Origin of the sequence: Novosphingobium panipatense (assembly GCF_900182875.1) — a bacterium.
In the GTDB taxonomy this organism is placed as follows: domain Bacteria; phylum Pseudomonadota; class Alphaproteobacteria; order Sphingomonadales; family Sphingomonadaceae; genus Novosphingobium; species Novosphingobium panipatense.
Map to the genome: position 1 here is coordinate 70,734 of NZ_FXUI01000015.1, position 10,485 is coordinate 81,218.

At 61.9% G+C, this 10,485-nt stretch carries 14 protein-coding genes; 5 read left to right on the forward strand and 9 right to left on the reverse strand.

All coding sequences use genetic code 11. The annotated features are described in order from the left end of the window. Window positions 1–26: 26 nt before the first annotated feature. The 4 genes from QOL62_RS16650 to QOL62_RS16665 all read left to right on the forward strand — a co-directional run bounded on the left by QOL62_RS16650 (window position 27) and on the right by QOL62_RS16665 (window position 3,183). Window positions 27–686, forward strand: coding sequence for a winged helix-turn-helix domain-containing protein (locus QOL62_RS16650; protein WP_257542347.1), 660 nt, complete (start codon window positions 27–29; stop codon window positions 684–686). Then, window positions 683–2,023 carry an ATP-binding protein gene (locus QOL62_RS16655; protein ID WP_257542345.1) on the forward strand — a complete coding sequence of 447 codons (1,341 nt, stop codon included), beginning with the start codon at window positions 683–685 and terminating at the stop codon, window positions 2,021–2,023. Before QOL62_RS16650 ends, QOL62_RS16655 begins: the two co-directional genes overlap by 4 nt. Before the next feature lie 287 nt (window positions 2,024–2,310). Further along, window positions 2,311–2,691, forward strand: coding sequence for a hypothetical protein (locus tag QOL62_RS16660; RefSeq protein WP_283407021.1), 381 nt, complete (start codon window positions 2,311–2,313; stop codon window positions 2,689–2,691). Window positions 2,692–2,784: 93 nt separating this feature from the next. After that, window positions 2,785–3,183, forward strand: coding sequence for a hypothetical protein (locus QOL62_RS16665; protein WP_257542341.1), 399 nt, complete (start codon window positions 2,785–2,787; stop codon window positions 3,181–3,183). Window positions 3,184–3,243: 60 nt separating this feature from the next. Here the strand turns inward: QOL62_RS16665 and QOL62_RS16670 are convergent, their stop codons facing one another. The 6 genes from QOL62_RS16670 to QOL62_RS16695 all read right to left on the reverse strand — a co-directional run bounded on the left by QOL62_RS16670 (window position 3,244) and on the right by QOL62_RS16695 (window position 7,286). Next, complete coding sequence (locus tag QOL62_RS16670; RefSeq protein WP_257542339.1) at window positions 3,244–4,371, reverse strand: relaxase/mobilization nuclease domain-containing protein; 1,128 nt, start codon at window positions 4,369–4,371, stop codon at window positions 3,244–3,246. Beyond that, window positions 4,358–4,897 carry a ribbon-helix-helix domain-containing protein gene (locus QOL62_RS16675; protein WP_257542337.1) on the reverse strand — a complete coding sequence of 180 codons (540 nt, stop codon included), beginning with the start codon at window positions 4,895–4,897 and terminating at the stop codon, window positions 4,358–4,360. The genes QOL62_RS16670 and QOL62_RS16675 overlap by 14 nt, the downstream gene beginning before the upstream one ends. Before the next feature lie 212 nt (window positions 4,898–5,109). Further along, window positions 5,110–6,075 carry a ParB/RepB/Spo0J family partition protein gene (locus tag QOL62_RS16680; protein WP_257542335.1) on the reverse strand — a complete coding sequence of 322 codons (966 nt, stop codon included), beginning with the start codon at window positions 6,073–6,075 and terminating at the stop codon, window positions 5,110–5,112. Beyond that, the gene (locus tag QOL62_RS16685; protein ID WP_257542333.1) at window positions 6,075–6,839 is read right to left on the reverse strand and encodes a ParA family protein; all 765 of its coding nucleotides are present in this window, start codon (window positions 6,837–6,839) and stop codon (window positions 6,075–6,077) included. Before QOL62_RS16685 ends, QOL62_RS16680 begins: the two co-directional genes overlap by 1 nt. A gap of 28 nt (window positions 6,840–6,867) precedes the next feature. Then, window positions 6,868–7,038, reverse strand: coding sequence for a hypothetical protein (locus QOL62_RS16690; protein ID WP_257542331.1), 171 nt, complete (start codon window positions 7,036–7,038; stop codon window positions 6,868–6,870). Continuing rightward, window positions 7,038–7,286: a hypothetical protein gene (locus QOL62_RS16695; RefSeq protein ID WP_257542329.1), complete on the reverse strand. Its 249-nt coding sequence runs from the start codon at window positions 7,284–7,286 to the stop codon at window positions 7,038–7,040. The genes QOL62_RS16690 and QOL62_RS16695 overlap by 1 nt, the downstream gene beginning before the upstream one ends. A 209-nt stretch (window positions 7,287–7,495) precedes the next feature. Between QOL62_RS16695 and QOL62_RS16700 the strand changes: the two genes are divergently transcribed. Beyond that, complete coding sequence (locus tag QOL62_RS16700) at window positions 7,496–7,846, forward strand: DciA family protein (RefSeq protein WP_283407022.1); 351 nt, start codon at window positions 7,496–7,498, stop codon at window positions 7,844–7,846. A gap of 187 nt (window positions 7,847–8,033) precedes the next feature. Here the strand turns inward: QOL62_RS16700 and QOL62_RS16705 are convergent, their stop codons facing one another. From QOL62_RS16705 to QOL62_RS16715, 3 genes are all read right to left on the reverse strand, one after another. Further along, window positions 8,034–8,222: a hypothetical protein gene (locus tag QOL62_RS16705; RefSeq protein ID WP_257542325.1), complete on the reverse strand. Its 189-nt coding sequence runs from the start codon at window positions 8,220–8,222 to the stop codon at window positions 8,034–8,036. Window positions 8,223–8,417: 195 nt separating this feature from the next. Next, window positions 8,418–9,860: a DUF4942 domain-containing protein gene (locus QOL62_RS16710; RefSeq protein ID WP_257542323.1), complete on the reverse strand. Its 1,443-nt coding sequence runs from the start codon at window positions 9,858–9,860 to the stop codon at window positions 8,418–8,420. Between the two features lie 63 nt (window positions 9,861–9,923). Further along, on the reverse strand, window positions 9,924–10,316 hold the full coding sequence (locus QOL62_RS16715) for a DUF3768 domain-containing protein (RefSeq protein WP_257542321.1): 393 nt from the start codon (window positions 10,314–10,316) through the stop codon (window positions 9,924–9,926). Window positions 10,317–10,485 lie beyond the last annotated feature (169 nt).

A 10,485-nucleotide genomic window follows, 5' to 3' on the forward strand; every position in this document is an offset into this window, starting at 1 on the left:
AGCTGGCGACCTGAACGGAAGGAACGATGCGAATACTGGTGGTCGAAGATGATGATGTGCTGCGCGATGGCTTGGTCGCCGGGCTTGGCCTCGATGGATTCGAGGTCGATGCGGTCGCAAGCTGCGCCGACGCGCGCGCCGGCATCGCCAGCGGCGATCATGCGGCGATCGTGCTCGATATCGGCCTGCCCGACGGTTCGGGTCTGGATCTGCTCACCGAATGGCGGGCGGAGGGCATCACGACACCCATTCTCCTGCTGACGGCGCGCAACCTCGTTTCGGATCGCATCGACGGACTGGATGGCGGCGCGGATGATTATCTCGGCAAGCCATTCGATCTTGCGGAGTTGTCGGCGCGCCTGCGGGTGTTGCTGCGCAGGTCCAACGGGCGCGCGCATAGCGAGATTGTCGTGGGCGCGCTGACGATCGATGAAGCGCGCCGCGAAGTCCGGCTGGACGGGCAGGAAATCCCCCTCTCCCGCCGCGAATATGCCATTCTCCACGCCCTCGTCGCGCATCCGGGCCATATCCTCTCACGCGCCCAGCTCGAAGATCGCATCTATGGTTGGCAAGAGGAGGTCGAGAGCAACGCGGTCGAGGTCCATATCCACAAGCTCCGCTCCAAACTCGGTCGCAATTGGATCGAGACGGTTCGCGGCGAGGGCTATCGGATCGCTCGTCCATGAACTCGCTGCGTGTTCGCCTGTTCGCGCTGGTCGCGGCCGTCACCATGCTCGTGTGGTCCGGCGCAGCCGCTTGGACATCGCTTTCCACCCGCGCCAAAGTCGAAAAGGTGCTCGATAGCCGTCTGGTGGAAGCGGCCCGGATGGTCGCGGCGCTCAATGTCCCCGCCTCGGCGATCGCGCAACGTGTGCCTCGCACGCCCTACGACCGGCAACTGTCTTGCCAAATCTGGTCCTTGCGCGGCGAACTCCTCAGTCATTCCGGCAGCACGCCCACGTCGCCGCTCGCCAGCGGCAAGCCCGGATTCTCCGAACGCGCGATCGGGGACGGACATTGGCGGGTCTATACCCATGTCGATCCCGAACGCGGCATCCGAGTCATGGTCGGCGACAACCTGATCGTTCGCGACAAACTGATCTCCAGCATGATTACGGGATTGTTGCTGCCTGCGATCGTCGGGTTGATCGCCCTCGCCATCCTCTTCTGGCTTAGCATCTCGCGCGGCCTGCGCCCGTTGGACAAGCTGGCTCGGACTATCGAGGCGCGCTCGCCGGACATGCTTTCCCCGCTCGGAATTACCAATGCGCCAAACGAGCTGGCTCCGGTCGTGAACGCGATGGATGGTCTGCTGTCTCGCCTCGATGCCGCTCGCCGCGCGGAACGGGATTTCGTGGCGAACGCAGCCCATGAACTGCTGACTCCGCTCGCGGGCCTCAAGACCCAGGCCGAAGTGGCACGCCGGGCGAGCGATGGCGCGATGCGCGATCACGCCCTCGAACGCATCGCCTTCTCGGTCGATCGCACGAGCCGTCTCGTCCGCCAACTTCTCGACCTCGCGCGAGAGGAAGGGCGCGTGCGCAGCGATCCCCCGCCCCGCGCTGAACTTGGTAGGGTGCTTGATGAGATTGCCCAGACCTATGAGCCGCTTGCACGCGCGAATGGCGTGAGGCTCGACATCGATGCGACTTGCCGCAATCTTCTTATCGCGATCGAGCCCGAAGTGCTGGTGCTCGCGATCGGCAATCTGGTCGAGAATGCCATCCTTCACGGGGTGTCCGGGGGACTCGTGCGGATCACATGCGCGAAGGATAGCGGTCTGGAACTGCGCGTCACCGATGCTGGTCCCGGCATTCCGCTGCAAGAAAGGGATCGCCTCCGCCGTCGCTTCGAGCGCGGTAATGGCACCGATGTTCCCGGTAGCGGTCTTGGCCTTTCGATCGTCGAAGCGGCGATCGGCTCGGTGGGAGGCCGCTTGGATCTCCGCTGTGCGGAACCGTCCGGCCTGATTGCCGCAATCCATATTCCAGACAGCGCACTGAGCACAAAGCGGGCCGGTTAATCTCTCTACGATGCGGCGCCGAAATTTCGCTCCGGCGGAATAGGTCCAATCTGGATCAAACGACTGTCGCGCATGATACTGGCCATAAGATTCCCTTAAGGTTCGGAAAAGACCACTGTTCCATGCAGGGGTTTTGCCCATTTTTCAGGGCCGCCACGAACGACAAGATGTCACGCCGCGCCTCGCGGAATGATGACAATCATGGAGAGTGAGCGGTGCAGCGGAGGCGTTCAAAGAATAACGACCTTCCGCCACCAGCCCATTCGCTCATCCCGCGTTCTGCTGACATGCTCGGTCACTCCGCTCAATGGGTTCTCAGGCTGATCCGAAATTTGGCCGGCGACAGCCGCACGATAGAGATGGGGGCGGCGGCGCTCGCTGCTGTCGGTGGCGATCGTCACGCTCTCGTTCAGCTCGGCCGCCTGTGCGGCCTCTTGATGATTGTCGGCCTCGACATCGCCATTCGGGAAGCCGGCTCGGTCTCGCGTGATGAATGGAATTTTCTGACCTGCCTCGCTCTCGCACAGCGCCGCAAGATCCCCGCCAACTGTCCGATGGTCGGGCCTATGATCGACGCGGAGTTGCGATCCGCCTTACGGAAAGAAATGATCGGCGCAGCGCAACAGCTAAAGCGCCTCGGTATGCGGCTTCCCGTCTTGCAAGCGTAACCGCCTGACCATGCTACCCTTAGCCTGACAGCTTGCTCGCTGGCCCGGCCGCGCATATCTATTGCGAAAGACTCGCAATATGGAATCTGTAATATGAACAGCTTTTTTGTCCCGCTCGGTCCAGGCATTTATCGCTCCGGCACACGCGTCATGGAAACGGAAGATGATGGGAACGCATGGACCCAAGCCTACGATGCCCTGATCGAAAAGCATGACGCGGTTGTCGTGATTCTGGACGCCGCGCAACGGCCAGGGCCGGAAGCGGGTAAGCCGCTCGCACTCTGGCTAAAAGCGCGCCGCGAAACCCTCGCTGCCAAGGTCAAACTTGCCATCTACGTCGTCGAAGATGCGGCAGAACGCAAGTTCATGGAGGAACGCAGCAATCGCGCATCAATAGCCTTTCCCTACCCGACAGCCTTTGTCGGCTCCTTTGCTGACGCGGAACAACTCGCCGCGCGAACGCTCGGGGTCGAAGGGTCGTCGAGCCGCTAAACCGTTCACACACTAACAGTTGCCCAAATACGCAGGCTTCATCTTGCCAACGCTTTCCGACTAGCGCCGGCGGCCGCCCCGGTCATCTGGCGCTGGCTCACGGCGATCAGCCCCGCGCTCGGTTCCCTTCTTGTCGCCCCCGCGCTCAAGGTCACTCCCCTGCCCCGCCACTACGCGCCGATCACGTTGGCCGATCTGGACCGCCAGTGCCAGACGTCGCGAGAGCGGCAACGGCATATCCGCGACAAAATTGCGGACCTCCGCTGCTAGCGCCCGGTCCTGCGACCTACCACTCCCGTCAAGCGCCCGCGCCGCTTCCTCATAGGCTCCCCTGATCGCCTGCTGGCGTCGTAATGCCTGATCGTCCTGAGGCCGATACTCCGGCTCCGGCGCGCGTGCGATCCGAACCGCCTCGTCCAACGTTCGGCGTCGAAGGCGAACCGACTCCCCTCCCCTATCCTTTGGCCTGCGGTGGCCACGCAGCTCGATATGTCGCACTGCCGATGGATCAGCCTTCCGGACGATGCCACGGGCACGTCTCGGCGTTGCTTCTGCCTCTACGCCGCGCGCCCGCAATTCATGGGCGAAGCTCTCACGAAATGCGTGCAAGTCCGCCTTGCGCGGATTGAACCGCACCCCCTGATAGCCTTCGGCCGCAACCGTGATGTGGACGTGCGGGTGGCCGGTATCAGTATGGAGCGCCATGGCGTAGCTGAATCGCTCCCCCAGCTCGACACGCGCAAAGGCTCGTGCGGCGTCGTGAACGATATCAGCCGGGATTCCTGCTGGCATGGACAGCACCATGGATATGGACGTCGGACGCGACCGGCCCCGATTGGTAGCGTCGTCCAGCGCTTCCCATTCGGCCGCCAGTTCCCATAACCCTGCGACACTGGCGATCCGCTCTCCATCGCCCGTCTCGACGTCCAGTTTGCCGTGACGTCCTATATATTCGAGATGGGCACTCAGATGGCCCCCGCCGCGCTGTCGCCCCGAAACCTTGACCACCACCTCGGGCGCCTTACGCACGATGCGCGCCAGCTTCGCGCGCACATTGTCCGCTGTGTGTCCCCTTCCCCGCCCGCTCGATATACGCAGGGTGGCCCCTCTCACGGATCGCTTGCCGCCTACAGGCGGCCGCCATGCCTCCATGAGCGAAGGCAGCGCGAGCACATCATCCTCGTTCATTATCGCCTCTCCAGTAGGACAGGTCGCCCTTGAGCGCCTGACCGATCGCGCGCGTCTGCTCAGCCACATCTTCGCGCATGGCCGCGACCCGCGCCGCCTCGCGCGCAAGATCAAGCCGGGAGTCTGTCATCGTCGCGGAATGAAGGGCATGGACCGCCTGATTGATATTGAGGCCGACCCGCCTGATTTGCCGCCAAGCATCGGCAAGGGCCTGCCGCTCCGGGAGCGCCGGTGGCGTGTCGTCACGGAGCCGATGTTGCACCAACGTAGCGACCCAGACATTGCGCGTAAGCCCGCGTTCTGCGGCGGCCTGGTCAAGCAACGTAAGCTCCTCATCGGACAACCGGATTTCGACGCGACGGGACCGACGCACGGGGCCGGCAGCGGGCGCTTCTGCCTCCCCTGCGTCTGCTGTGGCTCGCTCGATCACCTTTCGGAGCAAGACCGAACGACCGCCCTGCCCCGCTGCCACGCGGTCGAAACGCCGAGCCAAGTCGGCAGGAAGGCGGACCCCGAAAAATGTCACATAATAGCTCTAATGTTTTACAAGCCCGGCTGCAAGCCTATCCCGCCATCAAGCATTTAGAGTCTTTCCCTTTCCCTTTCACTATGCACATGCATAGCCTCACGCCGGCGACCCTCCCCGCCAGGCGCGTTGTGCGTTTCAGGTTGACGTGCGGACCGCGCCTCTATGCACATGCATAGTCGTGCGCGAGAAAAGCTCGTTCGGTGCGAAAATCAGGAAGCTGCGCCGATAAGCCGGACTTCGCTGGCGGCCACCGTCACCGGCCCGTCTGCGCCTTCGAACAGCACGGAAACCGTATCGGGCAAGATCAGCCGTCCATTCCTGCCGCCCACGATAACGGTTACGATCGGGGCAACCGGGGCGGCAGGGGCGACTGCCTTACGCCTCCCCTTCCCCCTAACCGATGCAGGCACTGAATCGGATTCAGCCGGATCGGGACCGCCGTGCTCCTCGCTCGCCGTTTCGAAAGATGGCGGGGCAGGAGTTTCGACCGGGGCAACCGCTTTGGGGGGCTGCGGGTCTTTAAGCCCTCGCACGAAACCGGCGACCGCCGCGGTGGTCACGCCCTGCTCACGCCGTGATGCCACAAACCGCTTGATCGCGTCGGAATGCTTGCGGGAGGCGATGTGAAGATCGTAGAGCGCTCGCCGGGGCCAAACGTCGATCAGTTCGCGCAGATAATCCGCCATTTCGGGGACCGCCGCGAATTGCGTGATCTCGGCAGGCTTGCAGCTCAGCTCCTCCGCGATGGCCGTCTTGCTCCAACCCTTCTGCAATAGCCGCTGCACCGCCTCGACCATTTCGCTGGTGCGCAGGTCCGCCCGCTGCTCGTTCTCGATAACCTGCTCAACAAGATTGTCGGTTTCGCTGGCGGTTTCGGAAACAATCGCACGAATCGTCGGCTTGCCCGCGATTTTCGAGGCCCGCCAACGCCTTTCCCCGAAACGAATGACAAACTTTCCGTCCTTATCTGCGGGCCGGACGGTAATCGGTTGTAGAACCCCGCGTCGTTCGATCGATTTCGCCAGCTTGGCCAGTTCCTCCTCATCAAAGTCACGGCGCGGATTCTCCGGATCGGGGATCACATCGTCCAACGCCAGTTCCTGCACCGCAGCCTCGGCCGTCCGCGCGTGAAGAACGCCGCTGATCTGCGCCGCTCGCTCCCTGAAACTGCTCACTACACGATCTCCTTGGCCGGAAGGCCATCCATACGGTCGCGGATCTGGGACAGCACGAAGCGCATTTCCTGCCCTGCAACCATTGCCGCCCGCTTTTTGAGGGTCCAGACTGGCACACCCTGCGACACGGCCTCTTCATAGCCGTCGCGCTGCGCCAACAGGCCGTTGAACACCATGCTCGTTCCGATCGTCCGCACGATCTCCGCGACATTCTCCTTTTCGCGCGGACTATGGCTGTTGAACCGAGACGGCAGGAGGCCAAGAAAGTTGATCTTACGCCCTCCCCGGCCACTTTGCTCCGCCGCCTGAATGGTTTTCAGAAGCTGTTCGACACCATCAAGCGCGTAGTCTTTCATCTCGATCGGGGCGACCAAATGATCCGCAACAGTCAACGCAGCGAAATTCAGCGCACCCCACGTCGGCGGAGTATCGATGACACAATAATCGAATAACGGAGGAAAAGCATTGAATGCCTTCACCATCTGCTGAACGTCTTGGAGTTGGACGATATCAAGCGTTTCATCTGATTCGAGCACGGTGAGGCCAGGAGCGCCCGTCAATTCGATTTTGGCATCAGGATCGAACAGGTCCGACGATCGCCCTCCCCTGCCCGCGGCCGCAAGCGTGCGCGACCCGTTGCCCTGAGCGTCAAGGTCGATGAACAGCACCCTCGCGTCATCTTCGGCCAAGAACCATGCAAGGTGCGTCGCCAGCATGGTCTTGCCAACGCCGCCCTTGCGGTTGTTGATTACGATCGTCTGCATCGGTCGGATACCAGCTTTTCCGTCTCTCTTAGCCATCGTCTCGCCAACCGCCCCGCAACATCCGCTGATAATATTCCTCGGCGGCACGATCTCCGCGCCGACGCCGCCTCGATCTGCCGAAAAAATACGACAAGGCGAAGAAGCCGATGATGCCGACAAGGATGGCATGGTCGGGATTCGCCGCAAAATAATCAGACATCACCCATCTCCTTGCCCTGCGCCCTCTCCAGGTTGCCGCCCGCGCCGGTCGCGTAGATCGGAATCGGCAACTTCCAGCCCGTAAGTGGTCTTGAGCGCCGACAAAATGAGCGCGCGAAAGGTCATCCCGCCCCGATCCAACGCGATCCGGGCGATCTCGTTGCGCAGCGCCTTCGTGACGCGGATCTGGACGATTGCATCCTCGTCCATCGCATCGACGCCGCTCGCGGCCGACTTTCGCTCGTTCAAACCGTCCGTCCTTTTTCTGCGTCTCGAAGAGGAACGCGGGGCAGGACCATAGGCCAACAGCTTAATGAACTCAATACTTCATGCTCTTTGTCGAAGGTCGCCTATGGTGGCAGGCGCGGCGCGGCTATGCATGTGCATAGTCGCGCCGCGCCGAAATGGCGACACGCCATTTCTCGACGGGCCGGGGCCGCCGTGGCAAGATGGCAAGCATGAAGGACGGCGAAGGATTCGGACGACGCGACGAACGCGGAGGGGAGGCGATGGCGATCGGCGACCTTCTGCGCACCGTCGCCGCGCCTGTCATGCGCCATATGGGGTTCGGCCGTTCGGAATTGGTTGCACGCTGGCCGGAAATTGTCGGTCCAGCGCTCGCGCAACATACGACACCGATGACGCTGCGCCACCCTCCCGGCAGTCGCGCGCGGGGGGTTCTCGATGTAGCGACCGATCGGGCGCAGGCGACCGCCTTGCGCAAAGAAATCCCCGAACTGATCGCCCGAATCAATGAACTGTTTGGCTATCCGGCTGTGGAACACATCAAAATCTGCGTTCGCCGTTGATTCGAACGGTATGAAGGCCGCGCGACTATGCATGTGCATAGTCGCGCGGTCGATGGGAAGGGGGTTGTCGTCCGGACCTCCGAAGCCCGAAGGCTCTCTACGGCGCTATTGGGGAGCGCGTTCGCCTTCGGGCCTCAAGACAGCTTAGGAAGATCACGGCTGCGCGGACCTCTGGGATGCGCAGCCTTCAATCGTCGGACGGCTTTTCCCAATCGCCTATGATCCTCTTTGCCATCGTCACAAATTCCGGCTCATCGTCGTAGAGGTTCCATTCTCCGCGCTCTCCGGTGGTGTCGAACTTGTGCTGCTGCCACCAATCCTTGATGCAATTAGCAAGGTCGATAGCCTGCTGGTTGCTGTTGCTACTCGTCGTCATCGCACGATCTCCTTTCGCGGGATCAGTGGGGAAAGGGGCTGGTGGAACCACAGGGTTCCATCGGCCAGCGATATAGGCAGCTTTCGGACATATCGCCTTCATCTTCCGGCTGCTGGGGAAAGGAAAGGGGAAGGGGAAGGGGAAGCTGTAGCTGACCTGCGCAATCGCAGGGCAAGCCATAGCATTTCGACAATATCAATCCGGCTTCCTGATCGCCAGAATGACGGTGTTGATGTTGGTCCCCGCATGGGCGAACGATCCGGCAGGCAGATCGTGCCATTTCCGCCAGCCATAGGCGGGACGGCAACGCTCCACGATCTCGTGGAACGCGCGGTGCCGCTTGTCGTCGCGAAATTCGGCGCGCGCGCTCATCACCGCAACCAAGATACCGCCCGGTTTCAGGAAGCCGAAGGCGTGGCGGACATGATCGCAATCGCGGCCCCGATCAAACGGAGGGTTCATGATGATGCGATCATAGGAAGGCGAGGGGGAAAGGGTTAGGAAATCCGCCTGCCGCACGTCCTCGAAGCCGTGCAGCACCCGCAATTCGTGCGCCAATCCGGGCTGAATCTCGATGCAGTCCACCAGCGCCCCGGCCTCGCGCGCTGCCTTGGCCAGCACGCCGGTTCCGGCGCTCGGTTCCAGAACAATCATGCCCTTGCCGATCTGGGCATCTTCGATCACGCGATGGGCGACCGCCTCGGACGACATGAACGCCCCGAAATCCTTTGCGGGCGTCATATGATATTCCGGCGCTTCGGCTGCTTCGGTGGTGCCGTAGCCGTCGCCAATCACCTCGCCATAATATTCGGCCAGCAGCTTGTTCACCTCCTTGAGCAAATCCTTGCGCTCGAACCACAGGTGCAGATTGCCATTGCCGAAAACACGGACGCGGAAATAATCGCCGTTAATGACGAACGGCGTATAATCGCGCCCGGAAGTCACCTGCTCGATGATGCTCATGCTTTCGGGGCAGGGGCCTAGCCCGTCCAGTTCGCGGAAAACCCGCTCCACGTCCCGCAAGGTATCGCGCCGGTTATAGTCGCTCCACCACCGCCCGCTATCGCTTAGCGCGCGCTCGATGATGAGACGGCTCCCTATCTTGAAACCATCATGCGAGCGGAAACGCCGGTCCAGCGCCGCAAAGGTGTTGGCAATCCCGCGCAGATAAATATCGCGCCGGTTCTCCCAGATATGGCCGAACGTCGCCGCGCAATTCTCGGTCGTGAAGGCAGGTGGCACCCCTTCAAGGCCGGAATAAAATTCCTCGCGCGCCTGCCGGTCGAGAAGCTGGTCAAAGCCAAGTGTTTCCAGCAGATGCCGCCAGCACCGCCGATCAACTGCCGCCGTCATCTTCGCGGCGAAATGGTCGCGCGCACTGGTCTTGATCGTGCTGCGAGTTTCCCGGTCGTATGTTTCATGGTCGGCTTTTGCGAGGAATGCGCGCGTCAAGCCGGTATCGTTGTAGCGGTCGCCTGACGGCGCGGTTAGCGAGAGCGCCCCGCCAATGCTCAATCCGGCGGCCTCGTCGCTCAGGCGATGGAAGCTGTCGAAGGCGTCCAGCCAACGCACGATGGCCAAATCCCGGCCTGCGGTGATCTCATCGATCTGGACACGGTTCATCAATTCAAAAGACATGGGCGATTCCTCGCAATTAGGGGGGAAGGGGGGCGGTCGGTTCCGCCCCCGGCGCGTGGCCGATCAGTATTCGTCTGCGCGCAGGATGGTCAGGATGCGACAGGTAACGGCGGGGTCTGCCGGGTCGGGCGATCCGTAATCCGTCTGCCGGTCGTAATAGTCGATTTTCCAATAGCAGCGGGTGCCCCGCCACTCGAAGTCACCGAAATCGCGCTCGCCGTGCGGGTTGTTGTCCTCGCTGAAGGCCGAATAGGTGGAGACGATGAACATAAGTTCCAACTGGCGCGCGATGGCGATCGCCGGGTTGCTATCGACCAGCGCAAGAATGCCTTGCGTCATCACCACGATATTGGGTGCGGGACTGTCCAGCTTCGCGCGCATCTGATCGTTGAGCACCGCAACACACTCACGATAGGCCGCAAGCCGTTCGGGAGTCATTTCCGCAAAGTTTTTCATCTGCTTATTCCCTTCTTAAAATGGAGCCGAAGGCGATGGGCGCCATCGACTTCTGCCTGAGCGGCGAGCCGGGCCGGGGAATGGCGCAATGAGGGCTGATCGCGGGGGAGGGGGATCACCCGCCCTGCACAAGCGCAGCGCGGAAGGGTGGGGATACCCCCGCGATCAC

Coding starts and splice junctions, on each gene's coding strand:
- QOL62_RS16650 (WP_257542347.1), top strand. CDS start 27: ATGCGAATACTGGTGGTCGAAGATGATGATGTGCTGCGCGATGGCTTG.
- QOL62_RS16655 (WP_257542345.1), top strand. CDS start 683: ATGAACTCGCTGCGTGTTCGCCTGTTCGCGCTGGTCGCGGCCGTCACC.
- QOL62_RS16660 (WP_283407021.1), top strand. CDS start 2,311: ATGCTCGGTCACTCCGCTCAATGGGTTCTCAGGCTGATCCGAAATTTG.
- QOL62_RS16665 (WP_257542341.1), top strand. CDS start 2,785: ATGAACAGCTTTTTTGTCCCGCTCGGTCCAGGCATTTATCGCTCCGGC.
- QOL62_RS16670 (WP_257542339.1), bottom strand. CDS start 4,371: ATGAACGAGGATGATGTGCTCGCGCTGCCTTCGCTCATGGAGGCATGG.
- QOL62_RS16685 (WP_257542333.1), bottom strand. CDS start 6,839: ATGCAGACGATCGTAATCAACAACCGCAAGGGCGGCGTTGGCAAGACC.
- QOL62_RS16690 (WP_257542331.1), bottom strand. CDS start 7,038: ATGTCTGATTATTTTGCGGCGAATCCCGACCATGCCATCCTTGTCGGC.
- QOL62_RS16700 (WP_283407022.1), top strand. CDS start 7,496: ATGAAGGACGGCGAAGGATTCGGACGACGCGACGAACGCGGAGGGGAG.
- QOL62_RS16705 (WP_257542325.1), bottom strand. CDS start 8,222: ATGACGACGAGTAGCAACAGCAACCAGCAGGCTATCGACCTTGCTAAT.
- QOL62_RS16710 (WP_257542323.1), bottom strand. CDS start 9,860: ATGTCTTTTGAATTGATGAACCGTGTCCAGATCGATGAGATCACCGCA.
- QOL62_RS16715 (WP_257542321.1), bottom strand. CDS start 10,316: ATGAAAAACTTTGCGGAAATGACTCCCGAACGGCTTGCGGCCTATCGT.